Origin of the sequence: Pseudomonas sp. TNT2022 ID1044 (assembly GCF_028656895.1) — a bacterium.
GTDB lineage: Bacteria > Pseudomonadota > Gammaproteobacteria > Pseudomonadales > Pseudomonadaceae > Aquipseudomonas > Aquipseudomonas reinekei.
Genome location: NZ_JAMDHB010000027.1, coordinates 16662 through 38200 on the forward strand (window position 1 = coordinate 16662; position 21539 = coordinate 38200).

At 59.5% G+C, this 21539-nt stretch carries 16 protein-coding genes; 8 read left to right on the forward strand and 8 right to left on the reverse strand.

All coding sequences use genetic code 11. The features are described from left to right. Positions 1-109: 109 nt before the first annotated feature. On the reverse strand, positions 110-1456 hold the full coding sequence (locus M5G20_RS26960) for a class II 3-deoxy-7-phosphoheptulonate synthase (RefSeq protein WP_150736031.1): 1347 nt from the start codon (positions 1454-1456) through the stop codon (positions 110-112). A gap of 150 nt (positions 1457-1606) precedes the next feature. On the opposite strand from M5G20_RS26960, the gene M5G20_RS26965 reads away from it, so the two are divergent. Further along, positions 1607-2362, forward strand: coding sequence for a spermidine synthase (locus M5G20_RS26965; RefSeq protein WP_273921699.1), 756 nt, complete (start codon positions 1607-1609; stop codon positions 2360-2362). 17 nt (positions 2363-2379) lie between these two features. On the opposite strand, the gene M5G20_RS26970 is transcribed toward M5G20_RS26965, so the two are convergent. After that, positions 2380-3171, reverse strand: a complete 792-nt coding sequence (locus M5G20_RS26970; protein WP_212625289.1) for a crotonase/enoyl-CoA hydratase family protein — start codon at positions 3169-3171, stop codon at positions 2380-2382. 420 nt (positions 3172-3591) lie between these two features. On the opposite strand from M5G20_RS26970, the gene M5G20_RS26975 reads away from it, so the two are divergent. Then, positions 3592-5265 carry a DEAD/DEAH box helicase gene (locus M5G20_RS26975; RefSeq protein ID WP_075948176.1) on the forward strand — a complete coding sequence of 558 codons (1674 nt, stop codon included), beginning with the start codon at positions 3592-3594 and terminating at the stop codon, positions 5263-5265. Between the two features lie 105 nt (positions 5266-5370). Here the strand turns inward: M5G20_RS26975 and M5G20_RS26980 are convergent, their stop codons facing one another. After that, on the reverse strand, positions 5371-6138 hold the full coding sequence (locus M5G20_RS26980; protein WP_273921700.1) for a DODA-type extradiol aromatic ring-opening family dioxygenase: 768 nt from the start codon (positions 6136-6138) through the stop codon (positions 5371-5373). Positions 6139-6241: 103 nt separating this feature from the next. Between M5G20_RS26980 and M5G20_RS26985 the strand changes: the two genes are divergently transcribed. After that, positions 6242-6898, forward strand: coding sequence for a thiopurine S-methyltransferase (locus tag M5G20_RS26985; protein ID WP_273921701.1), 657 nt, complete (start codon positions 6242-6244; stop codon positions 6896-6898). 67 nt (positions 6899-6965) lie between these two features. Here M5G20_RS26985 and htpX read toward each other — a convergent pair whose 3' ends face one another. After that, positions 6966-7856, reverse strand: a complete 891-nt coding sequence (htpX, locus tag M5G20_RS26990) for a protease HtpX (RefSeq protein ID WP_095061105.1) — start codon at positions 7854-7856, stop codon at positions 6966-6968. 319 nt (positions 7857-8175) lie between these two features. After that, on the reverse strand, positions 8176-9387 hold the full coding sequence (locus M5G20_RS26995; protein WP_273921702.1) for a pyridoxal phosphate-dependent aminotransferase: 1212 nt from the start codon (positions 9385-9387) through the stop codon (positions 8176-8178). Positions 9388-9612: 225 nt separating this feature from the next. On the opposite strand from M5G20_RS26995, the gene msrB reads away from it, so the two are divergent. The 3 genes from msrB (at position 9613) to M5G20_RS27010 (ending at position 11056) form a co-directional block, all read left to right on the forward strand. Continuing rightward, positions 9613-10008: a peptide-methionine (R)-S-oxide reductase MsrB gene (msrB, locus tag M5G20_RS27000; RefSeq protein WP_273921703.1), complete on the forward strand. Its 396-nt coding sequence runs from the start codon at positions 9613-9615 to the stop codon at positions 10006-10008. A 104-nt stretch (positions 10009-10112) separates the two neighbouring features. After that, on the forward strand, positions 10113-10598 hold the full coding sequence (locus tag M5G20_RS27005) for a glutathione peroxidase (protein ID WP_075948171.1): 486 nt from the start codon (positions 10113-10115) through the stop codon (positions 10596-10598). Next, positions 10595-11056: a MarR family winged helix-turn-helix transcriptional regulator gene (locus M5G20_RS27010; RefSeq protein ID WP_273921704.1), complete on the forward strand. Its 462-nt coding sequence runs from the start codon at positions 10595-10597 to the stop codon at positions 11054-11056. Before M5G20_RS27005 ends, M5G20_RS27010 begins: the two co-directional genes overlap by 4 nt. Here the strand turns inward: M5G20_RS27010 and M5G20_RS27015 are convergent. After that, positions 11040-13361: a hybrid sensor histidine kinase/response regulator gene (locus M5G20_RS27015; protein ID WP_273921705.1), complete on the reverse strand. Its 2322-nt coding sequence runs from the start codon at positions 13359-13361 to the stop codon at positions 11040-11042. The two genes, M5G20_RS27010 and M5G20_RS27015, sit on opposite strands and share 17 nt — an antisense overlap. Positions 13362-13526: 165 nt before the next feature. On the opposite strand from M5G20_RS27015, the gene M5G20_RS27020 reads away from it, so the two are divergent. Both M5G20_RS27020 and M5G20_RS27025 read left to right on the forward strand, forming a co-directional pair. Then, complete coding sequence (locus tag M5G20_RS27020) at positions 13527-14417, forward strand: ATP-binding protein (protein ID WP_273921706.1); 891 nt, start codon at positions 13527-13529, stop codon at positions 14415-14417. Further along, complete coding sequence (locus M5G20_RS27025) at positions 14414-14896, forward strand: GAF domain-containing protein (RefSeq protein ID WP_150736040.1); 483 nt, start codon at positions 14414-14416, stop codon at positions 14894-14896. The genes M5G20_RS27020 and M5G20_RS27025 overlap by 4 nt, the downstream gene beginning before the upstream one ends. On the opposite strand, the gene M5G20_RS27030 is transcribed toward M5G20_RS27025, so the two are convergent. After that, entirely contained in the window at positions 14897-17842 is a 2946-nt protein-coding gene (locus M5G20_RS27030) for an HD domain-containing phosphohydrolase (RefSeq protein WP_273921707.1), read from the reverse strand. A gap of 48 nt (positions 17843-17890) precedes the next feature. Continuing rightward, entirely contained in the window at positions 17891-21532 is a 3642-nt protein-coding gene (locus tag M5G20_RS27035) for a transporter substrate-binding domain-containing protein (RefSeq protein ID WP_273921708.1), read from the reverse strand. Positions 21533-21539 lie beyond the last annotated feature (7 nt).

The window sequence follows — 21539 nt, forward strand, 5'->3', positions numbered from 1 at the left end:
GACGCCATCGCTGGCAAGCCAGCTCCCACAGTGACCGCGTCGGACATAAATTATGTGTACGGCGCAAATTCTGTGGGAGCTGGCTTGCCAGCGATTGTCTTCACGCGATTTAGCGTCGAACCTGCTTCAAGGTTTCTGCTATCAAAAACGCCAGTTCCAGCGACTGATCGGCATTCATCCGCGGGTCACAATGGGTGTGATAGCGATCCGACAACCCATCTTCGGTAATCGGTCGCGCACCGCCAATGCACTCGGTGACGTTTTGCCCGGTCATTTCGATGTGGATACCGCCGGCGTACGAACCTTCCGCTTCATGCACCTGGAAGAACTGCTTCACCTCACCCAGAATCTGCGCAAAGTCGCGGGTCTTGTAGCCGCTGCTGGCCTTGATGGTGTTGCCGTGCATCGGGTCGGAACTCCACAGTACTTGCCTGCCTTCACGCTGCACGGCGCGAATCAGCTGTGGCAAGTGATCGCCGACCTTGTTCGCGCCCATCCGTGCGATCAGGTTCAGGCGGCCGGGATCGTTGTCCGGGTTGAGCACGTCGATCAGGCGAATCAGGTCTTCAGGATTCATGCTCGGGCCGACCTTGACCCCGATCGGGTTGTTCACCCCGCGCAGGAATTCGACGTGGGCGCCGTCGAGCTGACGGGTGCGGTCGCCGATCCACAGCATGTGCGCCGAGCAGTCGTAGTAATCGTTGGTCAGGCTGTCGCGACGCACGAAGGCTTCTTCGTAGTTCAGCAGCAGCGCTTCGTGGGCGGTAAAGAAACTGGTTTCGCGCAGTTGCGGCGAGCTGTCCATGCCGCAAGCGCGCATGAAGGCCAGGGTTTCATCGATGCGGTCGGCCAGGTGGCTGTACTTTTCCGCCAGTGCCGAGTTGGCGATGAAGTCGAGGTTCCATTTGTGCACTTGATGCAGGTCGGCAAACCCGCCCTGGGCAAAGGCGCGCAACAGGTTCAGGGTCGCAGTGGACTGGTGATAGGACTGCAGCAGGCGTTCCGGGTCCGGCACGCGGCTTTTTTCGTCGAAACCGATGCCGTTGACGATGTCACCACGGTAGGCCGGCAGGGTCACACCGTCGATGGTTTCATCATTGGCCGAACGCGGCTTGGCGAATTGCCCGGCCATGCGCCCGACCTTGACCACCGGACAACCGGCCGCGAAGGTCATGACAATCGCCATTTGCAGCAACACTTTGAAGGTGTCGCGGATTTTCGCGGCAGAGAACTCGGCGAAACTTTCGGCACAGTCGCCGCCCTGCAACAGAAACGCGCGGCCCTGGGTCACTTCGGCAAACTGACGACGCAATTCCCGGGCTTCACCGGCAAACACCAGCGGCGGATAGCTGGCCAGCGTTTGCTCGACCTGCTGCAAATGCGCAGCGTCGGGATATTGAGGTTGTTGCTGGATCGGCAGGGCGCGCCAGCTGTCAGGACTCCAGGGTTGGCTCATCATCATCTCTAGTGTTTTACGCTCGGGCGTCCATGTTATCAGCAATTAGTGCGTGACCTGTTCCCGTCGCTTCGCGGACAATCGCGCCTTTGCCGCAGTCTGTTGGCGGTGTTATTGCGTTGCCGGCCACGGTAACGATCGGGAGACGAAATGACTGAGGAGCGCGTCGAGCATTTGCTCGCCGAGGTGCAGGACGAATTTGGCGTGATTCGCGTGCTGGAAGTGGCCGATTACCGTTTTCTCGAATTCGGTGATGCCATCGAGCAAAGCTGCGTGTTCACCGCCGATCCGAGCTGGCTCGAGTATGACTACACCCGGGCCATGTTGATTGGCGCGCTGTGCCATGAACAGCCGGAATCCGCGCTGTTCCTCGGCCTCGGTGCCGGTACGTTGACCCAGGCATGCCTCAAGTTCCTGCCGCTCGAAGATGTCGAAGCCATTGAGTTGCGCCCGGATGTACCGCGCCTGGCCATCGAATACCTCGGGCTGGATGACGATCCGCGCCTTTATATTCGTGTAGGCGATGCGCTGGAGTTGCTTGATACCGCTGAGCCCGCCGACCTGATTTTCGTCGACCTTTATACCGACGTCGGTCCGGGTGTCGGGCATCTGGCGTGGACCTTCCTGGAGAACTGCCAGAAACGATTGAATCCCGGTGGCTGGCTGGTGATCAATCAATGGGCCACCGATGATGGCAAACCGTTGGGCGCTGCGTTATTGCGCGGGCTCTATCATCGGCATTACTGGGAGCTGCCGGTGAAGGAGGGCAATGTGATTCTGATCGTGCCGTCGGACCTGGATCAGGAGCTGGACATGGATGGCCTGGTAGCCCGGGCTGAAGGGCTGGCGCCGCGGTTGGGGTATTCGTTGCAGTCGTTGATCAAGGCCATTCGCCCGGCGACATAAGTCGGCACACAGGTAAGTCAGCAGCCTTTGAAGATTCCCGGCCGCCGCTCCACCAGTGACCGCACACCTTCCTGCGCATCCTCAGTGACCAACAGTTTTTTCACCAGCGCCGGCAAACCCTGCGCTGCCGCCGTTTCCCCTTCATAGCGCGCCTGTCGCGCCGACATCAGCGTCGCCTGAACCCCCAGCGGCGCCTGGCGGGCGATCCGCTCGGCCAACTCAATCGCCCGTGGCAGCAAGTCCTCGCTGGCCATGACTTCCTGGACCAGGCCCAGATGCAAGGCATCGCGGGCATCGAACTCGTCGCCCGTCAGCATCCAGCGCATCGCATTGCCCCAACCGGCGACCTGATGCAGGCGCAATGTGGCGCCGCCGAAGGGGAAGATCCCGCGCTGTACTTCCATTTGCGCGAAGCGGGTATTGCTGGCGCACAGGTTGATATCGGCGGCCAGCATCAACTCGATGCCGATGGTCAGGCAATAACCCTGTGCAGCGACAATCACCGGTTTGCTCACCCTGGGGCCGGCGAATACACCCCACGGATCACAACCGCCGGGCGGGGCCTGCCAGCCTTCGGTCAGCGCCGCACTGGCATTGACCAGATCCAGGCCGGCGGTGAAATGCTCGCCATGGCCGAAGACCACTGCCACACGGGCATCGCTGTCGGCTTCGAACTCACCATAGGCCAGGCTCAGCTCGTTGAGCAGGTCGAGATCGAAAGCATTGCGCTTGGCGACCCGATCCAGACCGATCAACAGGACATGACCGCGCTTTTCACGGCTCACACGGTGGGTGTTGAGCTCTTTCATGGTGCGTTTCCTCGGGCGGGAAAGGGTGTCAGACCAGCGGTCCGGGTCTTCAAGGTGAACCGTTTTAGCGCCATCGCCCGCAGGGCCGGGCCTTTGAAAAATAGACCCTTGCACGATTATCCGCAAAGCCTGTGACAGAACGCCGTACGCGGGAGTTTTGCGATAAAAAAAGCTCCCTTTTTCGGCAAATTCCGGTATAGTGCGCGCCGGCCTTTAGCCGGGCCGCGTTTAGGTAGAGCAATTCCCCGAAGTCAGCTTCGGCTGCACGTCCGTACTGCGGACTCTCCCTTGACGATTCTTTTCATTCATTCGTTTTCGCAAATCCCCGCCGACAAAGCTGCCAGGGCGACTCTTGAGTCTCAACACGGCACGCGCAGCTTTGGAGCATGGGTCTTTGCGGATGCACTTAGAGGCAGACCCATGACCCAGGAAACCGGCGGCTTCGCCGCTTTTAATCTTAATCCGAATATTCTCGCAGCCGTCACCGCGACTGGCTACGAAGAGCCATCGGCTATTCAGCAGCAATCGATCCCGATCATCATGGCCGGTCACGACATGATTGGTCAGGCGCAAACCGGTACGGGTAAAACCGCTGCGTTCGCCCTGCCGATCCTGCATCGCATCGATCCTGCAAAGCGCGAGCCGCAAGCCCTGATCCTGGCACCAACTCGTGAGTTGGCGCTACAAGTTGCAACCGCTTTCGAAACCTACGCCAAGCAAATGCCGGGCGTCACTGTTGTGGCTGTCTACGGCGGCGCGCCGATGGGCCCACAACTGAAAGCAATCCGTAATGGCGCACAGATCGTTGTCGCCACTCCGGGCCGTCTGTGCGACCACCTGCGTCGTGACGAAAAAGTACTGGCGACCGTGAACCACCTGGTTCTCGACGAAGCCGACGAAATGCTCAAGCTGGGCTTCATGGACGACCTGGAAGTTATCTTCAAGGCTCTGCCAGCAACCCGTCAGACCGTATTGTTCTCGGCCACCTTGCCGCAGTCGATCCGTGCCATTGCCGAACGCCACCTGCGCGATCCGCAACACGTGAAGATCCAGACCAAGACCCAGACCGTTACCGCGATCGAACAGGCTCACCTGTTGGTTCACGCTGACCAGAAGACTTCTGCCGTTCTCAGCTTGCTGGAAGTGGAAGACTTCGACGCCCTGATCATGTTCGTACGCACCAAGCAAGCGACCCTGGACCTGGCCAGTGCCCTGGAAGCCAAAGGCTACAAAGCCGCTGCGCTGAACGGTGACATCGCCCAGAACCAGCGTGAGCGCGTAATCGACTCCCTCAAGGATGGCCGTCTGGACATCGTTGTGGCGACCGACGTTGCTGCTCGTGGCCTGGACGTTCCGCGCATCACTCACGTATTCAACGTGGACATGCCGTACGACCCAGAGTCCTACGTTCACCGTATCGGCCGTACCGGCCGTGCCGGTCGCGAAGGTCGTGCACTGCTGCTGGTGACTCCGCGTGAGCGCCGCATGCTGCAAGTGATCGAGCGTGTAACCGGTCAGAAGGTTGCTGAAGTTCGCCTGCCGGACGCTCAAGCCGTTCTGGATGCGCGCATCAAGAAACTGACCAACAGCCTGTCGCCGCTGGTGGCTGATGCCGAATCGACCCACGGTGATCTGCTTGATCGCCTGACCGCCGACATCGGTTGCAGCCCGCGTGCCCTGGCCGCAGCCCTGCTGCGCAAGGCTACCAACGGTCAAGCGCTGAACCTGGCCGCTATCGAGAAAGAGCGTCCACTGGTGCCGAACAACGCACCGCGTGGCGATCGTCCAGAGCGTTCCGGTGACCGTCCTGAGCGTGGTGACCGTGAGCGTCGTGCTCCGATGCCACTGGGTGAAGGCCGTGCTCGTTGCCGTACCGCGCTGGGTGCGCGTGACGGTATCGCTGCCAAGAACCTGCTGGGCGCCATCCTCAACGAAGGTGGCCTGGCTCGCGAAGCAATCGGTCGCATCCAGGTGCGTGACAGCTTCAGCCTCGTCGAGCTGCCGGAAGATGGTCTGGAGAAGTTGCTGACCAAGCTGAAGGACACTCGCGTTGCCGGTAAGCAGTTGAAGCTGCGTCGCTATCGCGAAGATTGATCCGCCCCTGGGCTGATTGATCGAACATAAAAATCCCCGACTGGTTCGGGGATTTTTTTTGCCTGTTTGTTGTTCCCACGCGCAACGTGGGATCAATCATTCACATCACCCGAAGCGATAAATGTCCATGCCCAACGCGCCCATGGTGAATCCCTTGTGCGCAACACTGAATTGACCCCCGGCACTTCGGGCGAAGTACAACGGCAGCAAGTGCTCATCGCTTGGATGGTTGCGCACGGCATTCGGTGCCTGCGCGCGGTAGTCATGCAGCGCGGCTTCGTCGTCGGCAGCCAGTTTTTCGATCATCCAGTCGCGGAACGTCTGGGCCCAGGGCTCAACGCTTTCCGGACCGGCATGCCAGTCCAGTTCCCGCAGGTTGTGCGTGATGCTGCCGGAGCCGATCAGCAACACGCCGTGCTCGCGCAGGCTGGCCAAGGCATGGCCAACGCGGGTTTGCAGGGCGGGGCCGCCACGGGTGGGCAGGGACACCTGAACGATCGGGATGTCCGCCTGCGGATACATCAACGACAACGGGACCCAGACCCCATGGTCAAAGGGGCGCTGAGGGTCAATGCGCGCGGGAAGGTCACTGGCCTTCAACAGCTCGACAACTTCTGCGGCCAGTTGGGGATTGCCAGGCGCCGGGTATTGCACTTCAAACAGGGCTTTGGGGAAGCCGCCGAAATCATGCCAGGTATCAGGTTGCGGGTTGCCGCTGACCAGCAATTCGTTGCTTTCCCAATGCGCAGAAACAATCACGATGGCTTTTGGTTTCGGCATTTCCGCCGCCAGGCGCGCGAGAGCCGGCCCGCTGGCACCAGGTTCCAGGGCCAGCATCGGGGAGCCATGGGATATGTACAGGCTGGGGAACATGTATGAGCTCCTGAAGGTTAAGATGGCGCCATCTTCAATCAGATCATTGATCTAAATCTAATATAAGTTTTAGGGTGTTTTGATCGAATTTTCGGGGTTATTTATGCAACCGGAGTTTTGGCACAAGAAATGGGCGTCGAATCAGATCGGCTTTCATCTGCCGCAGGTGAACCCTTATCTGCGACGATTCTGGCCGGCGTTAAGTCTGGAAGAGGGCGCTCGTGTGCTGGTGCCCCTGTGTGGGAAGAGTCTGGATTTGTTGTGGCTTGCCCATCAAGGGCATGAGGTTCTGGGCATCGAACTGTCGGAAAAGGCCGTGGAAGACTTCTTCAGCGAACACGGCTTTGATCCCGCTGTTAGCGAGCAGGGGCCATTCAAGGTTTACCGGGCGGGTTCGATTGAGTTGTGGTGCGGTGATTTCTTTGCACTGACCGCCGGCGATGTGGCTGATTGTTCTGCGCTCTATGACCGTGCCGCCTTGATCGCGCTGCCACCAACGATGCGGGAGCAGTATGCCGACCATTTGAAGCGGATACTGCCGAAGGAATTCCATGGGTTGCTGATTACGCTGGACTACGACCAGGCACAAATGCCTGGCCCGCCGTTTGCCGTGGTCGATGATGAGGTGCAGCGCTTGTTTGGGGCTTCGTGGGCGCTGAAGATCCTGGAAGATCAGGACATTTTGAGCGAGAGCGGGAAATTCACAGAGGCGGGTGTTACTCGGCTTGAAGAGCGGGTTTATCGCCTGATGGGCCGTTAAAAGCAAAAGTCTTCAAGGCAAAAAAAACGGGGCGATCAGATCGCCCCGTTTTTTTACCGCAGAACTATCAGCCCCGACGACGAGCCAGCGCGTCAATACGCTCTTCCAGCGGCGGGTGGCTCATGAACATACGAGCGAACCCTTGCTTGATGCCACCGTTGATGCCGAAGGCGTTCAGGGTGTCAGGCATGTGTACCGGCAGGCCTTGTTCCGCACGCAGGCGTTGCAGGGCACCGATCATCGCGGCGGTACCGGCCAGGTTTGCACCGGCTTCGTCTGCGCGGAATTCGCGTTTGCGCGAGAACCACATGACGATGGAGCTGGCCAGAATACCCAGGACCAGTTCGGCGAAGATGGTTGCCACGTAGTAGGCAATACCCTGGCCTTCTTCATTCTTGAAGATCACCTTGTCGACAAAGTTGCCGATGATCCGCGCGAAGAACATCACGAAGGTGTTCACCACGCCCTGGATCAGCGCCAGGGTGACCATGTCGCCGTTAGCCACGTGGCCGATTTCGTGAGCCAGAACGGCTTTCACTTCATCCGGCGAAAAGCGCTCGAGCAAGCCCTGGCTGACCGCGACCAGTGCGTCGTTCTTGTTCCAGCCAGTGGCGAAAGCGTTCGCCTCGTAGGCCGGGAAAATCCCGACTTCGGGCATCTTGATCCCGGCTTCCCGGGACAGTTGCTCGACGGTTTGCAGCAGCCATTGCTCGTGACGCGTGCGTGGCTGGGTGATGATCTGGGTGCTGGTGCTCATCTTCGCCATCCACTTGGAGATGAACAGCGAGAACAGGGAACCGGCGAAACCAAAGACCGCACAGAAAATCAGCAGCTGATTGAGGTTGAGATCAACCCCGTTGGCCGCCATGAACCCGTTGAAGCCAAAAAGGCTCAGGGTGATGCTGGCAATCAGCACGACCGCCAGGTTAGTGGCCAAAAACAGCAGGATGCGCATCATGGTTGAAGAAATCTCCTTATGCTAAAGATGTAGCGTACTGCGGGGTATATAAGGTGCTGCACCGGGGTATTCAACCGGGTGACTATTTCAAACTGTGTCCTACGGTAAAAGCTTAGCTGCTTGCAGGGCATTTCCGACATTGATGAAGGAAGCGTTTGTAGGCCGGCAGATCTCATTCACCCCGTCGGCATTGGGCCAGAGCAGGCAGTGCAGTTACGGTGTGGGGTAGAGGCGTCAGTGTTCTACAGGGCGCAAACATGTGTTGCTGAATGAATCACCGTGCGATTCGGCAAGCGCCGTCGCACGGTGATCCGCTCGCTCACTGGCGATAGGATTTGAGGAAATTGCCGATGCGGCCGATGGCCATCTCCAGATCATCGACGCGAGGCAGGGTCACGACGCGGAAGTGGTCCGGCCATGGCCAGTTGAAAGCGGTGCCTTGAACCACCAGCAGCTTCTCGGAAAGCAGCAGGTCGAGGACGAATTTCTCGTCGTTGTGGATCGGGCAGACTTTCGGGTCGATGCGCGGAAATGCATACAGCGCGCCCATCGGCTTGACACAACTGACGCCCGGGATGTCGTTGAGCCGCTCCCACGTGCGGTTGCGCTGTTCCAGAAGGCGTCCTGGCGGCAGCACCAGGTCGTTGATGCTCTGATAGCCACCCAGCGCGGTCTGGATCGCGTGCTGGCTCGGCACGTTGGCACACAGGCGCATGTTGGCCAGCATGTCGATGCCTTCGATGTAGCTCTGGGCGTGGTGTTTTGGCCCGGAAATGGCGATCCAGCCGGAGCGGAAACCGGCGACGCGATAAGACTTGGACAGACCGTTGAAGGTCAGGCACAGCAAGTCCGGCGCAAGGGAAGCGGTGCAGATGTGCACGGCATCGTCGTACAGGATCTTGTCGTAGATCTCATCGGAGAACACCACCAGGTTGTGCTGGCGGGCCAGTTCCAGCATGCCCAGCAACACTTCCTTCGAATACACCGCACCGGTCGGGTTGTTCGGGTTGATGATCACCAGGGCCTTGGTGTTCGGGGTGATCTTGGCCTTGATGTCAGCCAGGTCCGGCCACCAGTTGGCTTGCTCGTCACACAGGTAGTGCACCGGGTTGCCACCGGACAGGCTCACGGCGGCGGTCCACAGCGGATAGTCCGGAGCCGGCACCAGCACTTCGTCGCCGTTGTTGAGCAGGGCCTGCATCGACATCACGATCAGCTCGGAAACGCCGTTGCCCAGGTAGATGTCTTCAATGCCGACGCCTTCCACCTGCTTTTGCTGGTAGTACTGCATCACGGCCTTGCGCGCGCTGAACAGGCCCTTGGAATCGCTGTAGCCCTGTGCGGTCGGCAGGTTGCGGATCACGTCCTGGAGGATTTCATCCGGCGCTTCGAAACCAAAGGGCGCCGGGTTGCCGATGTTCAGCTTGAGGATGCGATGGCCTTCCTCTTCCAGGCGTTTGGCGTGCTTGAGCACTGGGCCGCGAATGTCGTAGCAGACGTTGGCGAGCTTGTTCGATTTGCTGACCTGCATGGCGATGTGTTCCCGAAAATGAACGATCCAGGCGGCGTGTGAACAACCGCACTGGGAATCCTGCGTAATCACACAGGCCTGACGCCTTGGAGGCAGCACCCATAAATCTGTTTGAATGCGCGTGGTCTGGCTGCCAGACTGGCGTTTGACGAGGCGCAATCATACGTGCCGCCCGATCCGTGGAAAAGGTACAGATCGGGCTTTTTCAGCCGCCGAGGTGTGATGATGGAAAAGTTGGAAAAAACCCTGGAAGAATGGAAGGCCATGCTCGATCCGGAGCAGTACAACGTGTGCCGCCTCAAGGGGACGGAACGGCCGTTTTCCGGCAAGTACAACGACAGCAAGGTCGATGGTGTCTACCACTGCATCTGCTGTAACGAGCCGCTGTTCGATTCCAGAACCAAGTTCGATTCCGGCTGTGGCTGGCCGAGTTTCTACGCGCCGATTGGCGACAATGCCATGATCGAAATCCGCGATGTCAGCCACGGCATGATCCGCACCGAAGTGGTCTGCGCCAAATGCGATGCGCATTTGGGTCACGTGTTCCCTGATGGTCCACCGCCGACGGGGCAGCGCTATTGCATCAACTCCGTGTGCCTGGACCTGGTGCCGCGCGAGTAAAATCTCGAAAGCGATCAATCGATCGCTTTTCGTTTATTTAAATTGCACACAATTCAATTGCTCGCTATGTTTGGCTGATCTTCCCCAATCCGGAGTCCCTCATCATGAGCGACAACCTGCTGAACATTCCTTGCACCACTATCAAGGGCGAGCAAAAGACCCTGGCGGATTACGCCGGCAAAGCTGTGCTGGTGGTCAATACGGCCAGTAAATGCGGTTTCACCCCGCAGTACAAAGGCCTCGAAGAACTGTGGCAGACCTACAAGGATCAAGGCCTGGTGGTGTTGGGCTTTCCCTGCAATCAATTCGGCAAGCAAGAGCCGGGTAACGAAGGCGCGATCAGCGAGTTTTGCGAACTGAACTTCGGTGTCAGCTTCCCGCTGTTCAAAAAGATTGAAGTCAATGGTGCCGGTGCCCATCCGCTGTTCGTGCAGTTGAAAAAGCGTGCCCCGGGCGTGCTCGGCTCCCAAGGCATCAAGTGGAACTTCACTAAATTCCTGATCGGCAAGGACGGCCAGTTGGTCAAGCGCTTTGCTCCTGCCACCAAGCCGCAGGACCTTAGCCGCGAGATCGAAGCCCTGCTCAAATGAATAGCTTGTCAGTCGATTCCCTGAATCTCGACAGTCAGCTCTGCTTCAAGCTGTACGCCGCTTCCCGCGCGGTGATCCGGGCCTACAAGCCGATGCTCGATCAATTGGGCCTGACGTATCCGCAATACCTGGCAATGCTGGTGTTGTGGGAGTGGCAGGAGACGGCCCCGGAGCAGCCGACCGTCAAGGCACTGGGCGAGCGCCTGGCGCTGGATTCCGGCACGCTGACGCCGTTGCTCAAGCGCCTTGAGCAGCTGCAACTGGTTCAGCGTCAACGCTCGGCCCGGGATGAGCGCGAGGTGCACCTGAGCCTGTCGCCTGGCGGGACGGCATTGCGCGATCAAGTCGGACCGCTCAAGGCCCGGTTGTTATGCGACAGCGGCGTGGACCTTGATCGCCTGAATGACCTGCGTGATGGGCTGGACCACCTCCTGGGACAGATCAAGGCACTGTCGTAGCGGGTACCCACAGGTCCAGCAGCGCGGCCAGTTCTTCGCGGCGGAAGGGTTTGGCCAGGTAGTCGCTCATCCCCGCCGAACGGCAGCGCTCGCGTTCTTCCGACATGGCGTTGGCGGTCAGGGCGACGATCGGCAACTGTGGCCAGCGTCCGCTGCGACGGATCTGCCGACTGGCTTCGTAGCCATCCATCACCGGCATGTTGCAGTCCATCAGCACCAGATCGAATTCATCGCTCTCCAGCCGGTCCAGCGCCTCGGCACCGTGAGCCGCGACCGTGACGTCGCAGCCGAGTTTGCCGAGCATGCCCTTGGCCACCAACTGATTGACCGGGTTGTCCTCGACCAGCAACACCCGCGCGCGACGCTGCGGGCTGAGAATGTCGATGGGCGTGTCACTGATGGTGTGGGTTTGCGGTTGCAGGATGCGGCGCAAGGTCTGATGCAATGCGTTGCGTGCCAAGGGCCGGGCTTGCTGCTGCAACGGGGCGAGGGCGTTGGCTTGTTCGCTGGGCATGAAACTGCCATAAGCGGTCACCAGCAGAATCGGTGCGGTCAGCGTCGGGCGCAGGTTGAACAGGCACTCGGGGCAATCGGTGATCAGCACATCGGGATGCAAACCGAACAAAGGGTCGTCAATGGAGCGTTGCTGATACTCCAGCCCCCAAACGGGCAACACGCTGCCGAGCAATTCCGCCAAGCCGCTGCTCGCGGCGGTGATGGCGAGGACCTTGCCTTGCAACGGGGCTGGAACCAGGGCTCGGGTGTGGCGGGGCAGCGGTAGTTCTGCGCAGAACTGACTGCCGAAACCGGCCTCCGAGCTGATGGTCAGGCGCCCTCGCATCGCTTCACAGAGGTTGTAGGTCAGCGCCAGCCCCAACCCGGTTCCGCCGAACTGCCGGGTAATGCCGGCACCGGCCTGGGTGAACGGCTGGAAGATCTTGACCTGGGCATCCTGAGGGATGCCGATGCCGGTGTCACACACCTCAATACGTACGCCGTCACCCGCGCTCGACAAGCGAACGTCGACCCGCCCGAAGCGGGTGAACTTGAGGGCGTTGGACAGCAAGTTACTGACGATTTGCCGGACCCGCGTCGGATCGCCGAGCACCAGCGCCGGGAAGTTTGGATCGATCAGGCAAGTGAGCTCGACACTCGGTGCAGCGTTTTGCGACAACAGATTGGCCGTGTCTTCCACCAGCGCGCCAAGGTCGAACGGGATGTGTTCGAGTTCAAGCTGGCCGGCATCGAACTTCGACAGATCGAGAATATCGTTGAGCAATTCCACCAGCACTTTGCCCGAGTCGTGGGCGATGGACAGCTGTTGCTGCTGCTCGGCGGTCAATGGTCCGTCCAGCGACAGCGCAATCATGCCCAGCAGGCCATTGAGCGGCGTACGGATTTCGTGGCTCATGTTGGCCAGGAACACCGAGCGGGCTTCGGCCATGTCCAGCGCCGTGCTGCGAGCCAGCTCCAGCTCCTGATTGGATTGGCTGAGTCGGGTGTTGATTGCCTTGAGCTCCGCCGTACGCGCCGAGACGATGTTTTCCAGCTGGCCGAGGTAATCGGTCAGGCGGTTTTCGGCATTGCGGCGCTGCTGGATTTCGGTGGTGACGTTTTCAAACTGCTGGTTGGCAACCTTCACCAGGACGCCGATTTCATCGTTGGCGTGCCCGGTCGGACATTCCAGCGGCGTGGGTTCGCCGCTACTCGGATCTCGACGACTGAGTTCATGGATAAGCCGCACCAACGGCTTGGTCAGCATCATATAGAACAGCGTCAGCAGAATGCCCGTCAGGATCAGGCTGCGGGCGAAGCCGTTAAGCAAGGTCACTTCGGCCCGACGCAGGAAGCGGTAGCCGAACGAATAGGTGTCGACATCCAGTTGCAGGGTGCCAAGGGATTCGTTGGGCAGTTGGTCGAGATAGAGGCGGTCTTCGAATTGTCGCTCGGCACCGAACAACAGGTCGCTGATCATGCGATAACCGCTTTGCAGGCCGGGGCGCTTGACGTTGGCCAGCACGTTGCCGTTGTTGTCGATCAGCCGGGCGCCGATGATTGCCGGAGAACGCAACAGGCCCATGGTCAGTTCCTGGGCAAGTTCGGCGTCGATGTTGTAGGCGATGCGCGAGGCGGGGTTGTGGCTGATTTCAAGTAAAGAAACTATTTCACGGTTGATGGAGGCATCTTCACTGGCATAATCGATGCCTATTTGCAGCAGGCTGAGCAGCATGCCCAGAATGAAACCAACCAGCACGGTAAGTCGGGCCTGCTTGTAAGACAGCCGGTTGGTGAACTTGATATCCATGGGGTGTTGAACCACTTCCGTTTTCCCTTCGCTGCTCAAGCATAGTCGATCATGCCTGTATACCGATGTTCTCGCGAGCCCTTGTATAGGTGGGAATCGCTGATCGAACGCTATGTTTCGTTGCTGTATCGCCATCATTACCGTGAACGTGCCCGAGGATAAGACGTGGACTCCCGATTGAATGCTTTTCTTGAACGCGCCGATGCCGTTCTGGCTCGAATCGAACCGTTGCTGCCTGCAACTCGGCCAGCCATTGACTGGAGCCATTGCCTGGCCGCGCGCTGGCAGCGCGAGGGGCGCAGCGGGTTCCTGTTGCCGCTGGAAGTCAGCCTCGACATGCGCCTGTCCGACCTGATCGGCGTTGACCGGCAATTGGAACAGCTGGGTCGTAACACCCGGCAGTTCCTTGATGGCATGCCAGCCAACCACGCCTTGCTCTGGGGTTCGCGCGGTACCGGCAAGTCGTCGCTGGTGCGTGCCTTGCTGGCCGAGCATGCCCAGGGCGGATTGCGCCTGATCGAGATCGAGCGCGATCACCTGGCCGACTTGCCGCGAGTGGTCGAACAGATCGCTAAATTGCCACAACGTTTTGTGTTGTTCTGCGATGACTTGTCGTTCGAGTCGGGTGAGGGCGATTACCGCGTGCTCAAGAGCGTGCTCGACGGTTCGCTGGAACAAGCGCCGGACAACGTTTTGTTGTACGCCACTTCGAACCGTCGCCACCTGGTGCCGGAGAAAGAAAGCGACAACGAAAACTGGAAACGCGTCGACGGCGAACTGCACCCCAGCGAAGCCGTAGAAGACAAGATCGCACTGTCGGACCGCTTCGGTCTGTGGCTGTCGTTTTATCCATTCACCCAGGAACACTATCTCAACGTGGTCGAACACTGGATCGGCCAACTGGCTGACAAGGCCGGCCTCAAGTGGCAACGGGACGAGGAGCTGGACATCCTCGCGGTGCGTTGGGCCACGGGGCGCGGCAATCGCAACGGCCGTTGCGCGTATCAATTTGCCCGCTATTGGGTCGGGCTGAAACTGTTGGAGCACAATGCATGATCGATTTACAAAAGAGCGGCCAAGGCCTCGAAGGCTACGGCATGCTGCACGCGCAGCTGGAATCGCTGCTGGCGGACGAGCGGGATTTCATCGCCAACGCGGCGCAATTTTCGGCGTTCCTGTTCAATCAGCTTGATGACCTGAACTGGGCAGGTTTCTACCTCAATCGCAACGAAGAACTGGTCCTGGGTCCGTTCCAGGGGCAGATCGCCTGTGTGCGCATCCCGTTCGGCCGTGGCGTATGCGGAACGGCGGCGGCGACCTTGCAGACGCAACGGGTCGAAGACGTGCATGCTTTCCCCGGGCATATCGCCTGTGACAGTGCGTCGAACAGTGAACTGGTCGTGCCCCTGGTCAAGGATGGCCGGCTGATCGGCGTGCTTGATCTCGACAGCCCGAAACTGGCGCGTTTCACGGCACAGGATCAGGCCGGAATCGAGCAGCTGGCCGCGATTTTTCTGCGCCTGACCGATTGCTGATCATGCCTTGAGGCCTGCCTTGATCAGCAGGCCCGACGGGTCCACCGCATCAATTTGTTGTGGGTCGAGATAGCGCTCGGCGTAGAGCAGATAGATGCGCGCGTTGATGAACAGTCCAAACAGTTGCGGGTCGATGTGGGCGTCCCGGCACATGAATGCCATGATGCCCAGCGCTTCGCTCAAGGACTTGGCTTTCTTGTAGGGGCGGTCGGCGGCGGTCAGTGCTTCGAAAATATCGGCAATCGCCATCATTCGCGCCGGCAGGCTCATCTCCTCGCGTTTCAGCCGTTTCGGGTAACCGGTGCCATCCATTTTTTCGTGATGACCACCGGCAATCTCCGGGACGCTGCGCAGGTGTTCGGGGAAGGGCAGGTGGTTGAGCATCAGGATCGTCTGCACCATGTGATGATTGATGATGTAGCGCTCCTCGTTCGTCAGGGTGCCGCGGGTAATGCTCAGGTTGTAGAGTTCGCCGCGGTTGTACTTGTAAGGCGGCACATCGAGTTTGAAGCCCAGGGGGTTGTCTGGCGCGATCAGTTCAGCGGCGGGGCGCTCGAACAGGTGCTCGGGTTTGTCGGCTAGCAGCGACTCAATGACTGGCAGCGTTGCCGCCGGGGTGCAGGCCTGACGGCGGTTCTCTTCCCATGAAAGGCCCAGGCGGTCATCCAGGGTTCGCGTCCAGGCACGTTGACCGATGCTGCGCAGGCGTTGCAGATCTGCTTCGGCCATGGCCTCGCCCCCGAGGTTGCACTGCGCGATGAATGCAAAGTCATCATCGAGCTCCGCCAGCGCCGTATCGCGCAGTGGCGCCAGCTGTTGCTCGTCGCCACCCTGGGCAATGCCTTGCCAGTAACTGATCCAGACGTCGCGCTTGAGCACTTCGACGCGAGTGCGGATTTCGTGGATCCGGTCGTTCAGCGTTTCCAGTTTCGTGGCTTTGTCGACGACGTATTCCGGGGTGGTGATCTTGCCGCAATCGTGCAGCCAGGCAGCGATGTGCAACGCCTCCCATTCATCGTCCGTGGGGTTGTAGCCGACGAAGTCCGGGTCGTGGCTGGCCGCAGCCGCCTCGGCGAGCATCAGGGTCAACGCCGGGACGCGCTGGCAATGGCCGCCGGTATAGGGACTCTTGGCGTCAATCGCGCCGGCCAGCAGTTTGATGAACGCGTCCAGCAAGTGCTTTTGTCTGGCTTGCAGGCGCTGACTTTCGATACTCACCGCGGCGGCGCCGGATACCGCCTGCAAAAATGCGATGCGATCCGGGCGGAGTTTTTCCAGATCACTGCGATCGCCGCTATCGGCCAGCAAAAACACCAACAGCCCCACGGTTTCGTTATGACGATTGTGCAGGCGGATGCCGATCAGGTGCACTCGGGGACAGGCCATCGCGAGCAGCACTTTGTGCAAATCGCCTGCCTGTTCGAAACCGAGATTGATCACCACGTTGTCGGCGCCTGATAACTGCTGCAACCACGCGGGGCTCTGCGCATCTTGTAGCGAGTGCGCCTGAATGTCGAAGGACGACAAGGGCTGGGCGACATCGTGAATGACCAGGCCATGGGGCTCCATGCGGTCTCCGTCACCTTCGCGCAGGTAAATCAGGCCCGCCTGGGCCTGGCCGATTTTTACCGTTTCAAACAACACCCGTTGCAGCAACGGCGCGAAACGGGTTTCGGCGCTCAGGCTGTCGGTGATCTGGAAGAAGCTCGCCAGGGTGTCTTTCATCCGCGCCATTGACACGCTCAGTTGATCGACCTCAAGCACCGGAGAGCGGCGGGACAGCGCAAAGTTGAAATCGAAGCTGCGTATCGCATCGGCTTCCTGTACCAGTGCACGCAGCGGTTTGACCAGAATTCTCGAGGTCAGCCAGCCCAGCGGCAGGCACAGCAACAAGGTTGCCAGGGTTATCAGTGCGCCCTGCCAGCGCATGCGGTAGGCGTCGACGAGCAATTCATCTTCCGGCACCAGCATCGCCAGTTGCAGACCTTGGGGGCCGCCTTCCTGCATGCTGCTGCGGGCCACGATCCACTCGCGGCCGGCGGCATTCAGGCGATTGCCTTGCGTCGGGTTGTTGAGCAACGCGCCGAGGCCGGGGCTCAGGTCTGCAGCCTTGATCAGACGTGCGGACTGGTCGTCGATGATCAGTCGACTGCTGTCGGGATAAGCAATGGCATTGCCATGGGCGTCGAACAGCACGATGTCGGTGGCCGGCGTCACCACATGCTTGGCCAGGGTTGCGCTGAGGGCGGCCAGGGTCAGGTCGGCGCCCATCACCACATTTTCGCCACTGCGTCGAGCGAGGGTAGTGCCGACGTTGTGGGTGGAGAAAAAGACGTAGGGTTCGGTGGTGATCTGATCGTTGTCGTGGCTGGCGCTGGAAAACCAGGCGCGGCTTCGCGGATCGTAGGTATCGCCGGGGTTGTCGTGGCGACTGATCAGCATCAGGTTCTGATCGAAAAACAAAGACTGGGAATGAACCTGTCCGCTGGCGTTACGCTCGATGCTCCATACCTGATAGGCCGCTGTGTCCGGCGATTTGAGCAGGGTCTTCAGCGGCTCGGTGCGCAACGGCCGAACCATGAAAAAGTCACCGTTGTCGTAGCCCAGGTACAGTGAGGCGAGGTCGGGATTGTCCTTGAGTGACTGGCTGAAGGGCGCGACTAAGGTCAGGCGCTGTTCCAGGTCCGGCGCCTGGACCGCAGGCGTGTGCACCAGCAGGCTCAGCAAGTGACGAATCGGTTCGTAGGTCGCGTGCAGGTCCAGGCGCACGTCCTGTTCGATTCGATTGAAAAGCTTCTCGCTGCTCGACAGGATGATCTGTGTGGTCTGTCGATAATTGAAAATGCCCAGCACCACCCCGGTCAGCGAAAGCAGCAAGGTGAACATCACGCTGATATGCACGTGCAGGGGAAACCGGCGTGGATCCGGGCGCAGTGGGTTGGGCATGCAGGTCTCTCCATGATGGTTAACACACTGCTCAGCGTCCAAGCATAGTTAAGCCCCGGACATCCTGCCTTGGTCCTTTTTGTCGATTTGGCCTAGCAATGCCTGGTCCAGTTCGAGCATGGCGTGTTCCAGGTCCGTGCAACGATCGGCCACGTCGCCGGGCTGAAATTTGTCGTGGCACGATGCTTCGAGCGCCTCGCAGCTGTCGATCAGCCGGCTGGCCTGGACGATTCGCGCGGCCCCTTTGATTTTGTGGGCAATGTCGAGAAAAGCCTGTGGCTCCGTTGACCCGGCCAGCGCCAATAAGGCCTGGCGATCCAGCCGGTTGCTGTTGAGCAACTCGTCCAGCAGTCGCTGATTGAGCAGCGGGTTTGCTCCGGTCAACTGTTGCAAAGCGTGCATGCTGAAGGCGGGTGTGGCATGAGCAGGCGCCAGGCCTTTGACCCATTGACTCAGAGCGGTCAGCGTCAGGGGTTTGAACAGACAATCATCCATCCCCGCCTGTTTGCAGCGTTGCACTTCTTCGGGCTGTGCGTTGGCGGTAAAACCCAGCACGGTGCAGGGCGGCAACTGCATGTGGTGTTCGTGCCGGCGAATGGCGCGCGCCAGTTCGTAGCCATTCATGACCGGCATGTTGCAATCGGCGATCACCAGATCGAATTTGTCGCTTTTCCACGTTTCGAATCCTGCCTGACCATCCTCTGCAACGCGGAAACGATGACCCAGAAACTCCAGCTGCTGACACATCAGCAGGCGGTTGGCGGCGTGGTCGTCGACCACAAGGACATGCAACGGGGCGGCGGTAGTCTCGAGCGGTGTTTCGGCCTTGCCCACCTGCAGCTCGCGCGGCAGCGTGGTCAGGCGTAGCGACATTCGCACTTGAGTGCCCCTCCCGGGCTGACTGCTCAATTGCAGCTCACCGCCCATCATTTCGCACAGGCTGCGGCTAATCACCAGGCCCAGCCCGGCACCGCCCCTGCCTGATTGCCCGGTGGTATCGGTCTGGGCGAAGGGCGCAAACAGGCGCTGCTGGTCGGCTTCACTGATCCCTATGCCGCTGTCTTCAACCAGTAACATCATCTGCACCTGATCGGGTTCGGTGGCGGGTTGCAAGCTGACGACAATTCTGACCTGGCCTTGCTCGGTAAACTTGATGGCGTTGCTGACCAGGTTGGACAGCACCTGTTTGAAACGCAACGGATCCAGCAGAACATCGACTGCCGGATCAGGCGAGTCGAACTCCAGCAGCAGTTCCAGCGCTTTCTGCCGGGCGAGTCCGTCGAAGATTCGCACCACCGACGCCACGATCTCTTCAGGATTGACCCGTTCAGGGCTCAGGCTCAAATGCCCGGATTCGATGCGCGCAATGTCGAGTATGTCGCCGATCAACTCCAGCAGGTCTTTGGCCGAGTGGTACGCCACATCGATTGCCGGCCGATCAGGATGGTTGTGTTCGATACGCTTGAGGGTCAATTCGAGCATGCCGATCACCGCATTCATGGGCGTGCGGATCTCGTGGCTCATGGTGGCCAGGAATGTGCTCTTGGCCCGGTTGGCTTCATCGGCGCGCTCTTTCGCGCAACGCAGATCATCGAACAGTTGCCGCCGTTCGCTGATATCGATCCAGCCGCCGATGATGCCTTGCACTTCACCGCTGGAGTCACGGTACGGAAGAATCCAGTGATAGATCGTCAACCGGCGGCCGCCGATGTGCAGCGGCCGGTCCAGAATCAGCGGCGTGCCTTCGCTCACGACACGCCGGTAATCAGCCTGAAACTCCCGGGCTTCGAACGCATTGCTCATCGTGCCCTGGATCACGCTTTTGCCAATGACGTCTTCGCGTTTTGCGTTGAAGGCTTGCAAGTAACTGTCATTGCAACTTTGCAGCAAGCCCTGACGATCGCGCACATAGATCGGGTGAGGCGTGCCGTTGACCAGCGAGCGCATGAACTCGAACTGATCGTTCAGCGCTCGCTCGGCCGCCTTGCGCTGGTTGATCTGGCGCCGCATGTAAGCATTCCATGTCACGGAAATCATCAGCAACACGCCGGCCCCAATGACGATGTTGTAGAAGAGTCGGTGCAAGGTGCGCCAGGTGTTTTGCGTGGACTCCGAGTACCCCCGCCAGCGACTGTTGATGATGCCCAGTTCTTCCGGGGCGATGCTCAGCAATGCTTTGTTGAGGATGTCGTTGAGTTCCTTGGCCTCCCGGTCGGTCGCCAGGGAGAAGGCTGCCTGCTCGGTGCCGATGGTGGTACTGATCTGTAGCGAGTGCTCAAACAGGCGCGAAGAAATGAAATAGTTGGCAATCACCAACGAATTGACCGCACCTTCGGCCAAACCTTCGGCCAGCATTTCCACGGCGCTGAAGGTGTCCGGGGTTTCGATGAGTTTTATCTTTGGAAACTCTGTGCGCAGATACGTCATCAACGGATTGCCTTGGGCGATGGCCAGACGTTTTCCTTGCAGCTGCTCAAGATTGACCGGGCTGTCCGCCTCCCTTCGCGTCAGCAGGACATAGGAATTTTGCAGATAGGGGCGGCTGAAGTGGAGCAGGGTGTCCCGTTGCGCGCTGGGGAGCAGGGCGGCAATCAGGTCGGCCTGGTTGTTCTTGATTCGCTGGATCATGTCGGTGTCGCTGCGACTGCGCTGGATATCGAAGCGCAAGCCGGTACGCAGGCGGATCAGTTCCAGTAAATCCGCGGCCACGCCACGGAAGTTGCCGGCGCTGTCGAAAAACGTCAGGGGCGCGAACGCTTCATTGACCACCACTCGTACCACGGGGTGTTGCGCCAGCCAGCGCTCCTCACTGTAACTGAGCTCCAGTTTGTGATCGGTGAGCAAAATGTCGCTGCCGGCACTCCAGCGTTTGGCGATGTTTTCCCGAACGCTGACAGGGATCGCCAGCAACATGGCATTGATGATGCCGAGCAGTTGTGGATTTTTTTTGTTCACCGCGAAACTGAAGCCGTGGGCTTCGTGCTTGCCGAAGTTGGCCATGCGGATGTTGTTGAGGTAGCCCTTGTTGATCATGTAATGGGTGGAAATGGTATCGCCAAGAAACACATCGGCCTGGTCGAAGGCCACGGCGTTGATCGCATTCTGATAGGACGGATAGGAGGTGATGATGGCCTTCGGGTACAGCGCCTTGACTTCCTCCAGCGGCAAATAGTGATAGACCATGCTCAAGCGCATGCCGGCGAGGCCATCGGTCAATGACCTGGTTTCACCTTCACGCGTCACCAGAACCGGCTGATCTACGGCATAGGGCGCGGAAAGGACGATTTCGGCGTTGTGGGCCTCAAAACCGTTGGCCGTCCCGAGAAGGTCAACCTCGCCATTCTCCAGCGCCTCGATGGCCGTCCCCCGGGATGCGAAGCGCTGGACCCTGACCGGCAAACCGGTAATGGCGCCGAGGATGCCGGCGTAATCGGCAGTAAAACCTTCATAGTCCTTGCCACTGAGTGTCAGGTCGAAGGGTGGATAATCCGGTGCAGATGTACCCAGGACCAGCTCACGCTTGTCCTTGAGCCATTGCCGTTGTGTGGCATCGAGGCGGATATCCAGTTGCCCGGCCGTGGAGCGACTCAGCAGGGTGAAGTTTTCACTGCTCGGTGCCGCGAACAATGAGGTGCTCAGGCACAGGCCTGCGATCATCAATATCAGATAGTCCGTCAGGCGGCTGCGCATCGTCGTC

Bases quoted from the DNA above. Each gene is read 5' to 3' on its own strand.
- M5G20_RS26960 (WP_150736031.1), bottom strand. From the start codon at position 1,456: ATGAGCCAACCCTGGAGTCCTGACAGCTGGCGCGCCCTGCCGATCCAG.
- M5G20_RS26965 (WP_273921699.1), top strand. From the start codon at position 1,607: ATGACTGAGGAGCGCGTCGAGCATTTGCTCGCCGAGGTGCAGGACGAA.
- M5G20_RS27005 (WP_075948171.1), top strand. From the start codon at position 10,113: ATGAGCGACAACCTGCTGAACATTCCTTGCACCACTATCAAGGGCGAG.
- M5G20_RS26975 (WP_075948176.1), top strand. From the start codon at position 3,592: ATGACCCAGGAAACCGGCGGCTTCGCCGCTTTTAATCTTAATCCGAAT.
- M5G20_RS26970 (WP_212625289.1), bottom strand. From the start codon at position 3,171: ATGAAAGAGCTCAACACCCACCGTGTGAGCCGTGAAAAGCGCGGTCAT.
- M5G20_RS27030 (WP_273921707.1), bottom strand. From the start codon at position 17,842: ATGCCCAACCCACTGCGCCCGGATCCACGCCGGTTTCCCCTGCACGTG.
- M5G20_RS27035 (WP_273921708.1), bottom strand. From the start codon at position 21,532: ATGCGCAGCCGCCTGACGGACTATCTGATATTGATGATCGCAGGCCTG.
- msrB (WP_273921703.1), top strand. From the start codon at position 9,613: ATGGAAAAGTTGGAAAAAACCCTGGAAGAATGGAAGGCCATGCTCGAT.
- M5G20_RS26995 (WP_273921702.1), bottom strand. From the start codon at position 9,387: ATGCAGGTCAGCAAATCGAACAAGCTCGCCAACGTCTGCTACGACATT.
- M5G20_RS27015 (WP_273921705.1), bottom strand. From the start codon at position 13,361: ATGGATATCAAGTTCACCAACCGGCTGTCTTACAAGCAGGCCCGACTT.
- htpX (WP_095061105.1), bottom strand. From the start codon at position 7,856: ATGATGCGCATCCTGCTGTTTTTGGCCACTAACCTGGCGGTCGTGCTG.
- M5G20_RS27010 (WP_273921704.1), top strand. From the start codon at position 10,595: ATGAATAGCTTGTCAGTCGATTCCCTGAATCTCGACAGTCAGCTCTGC.
- M5G20_RS26980 (WP_273921700.1), bottom strand. From the start codon at position 6,138: ATGTTCCCCAGCCTGTACATATCCCATGGCTCCCCGATGCTGGCCCTG.
- M5G20_RS27025 (WP_150736040.1), top strand. From the start codon at position 14,414: ATGATCGATTTACAAAAGAGCGGCCAAGGCCTCGAAGGCTACGGCATG.
- M5G20_RS26985 (WP_273921701.1), top strand. From the start codon at position 6,242: ATGCAACCGGAGTTTTGGCACAAGAAATGGGCGTCGAATCAGATCGGC.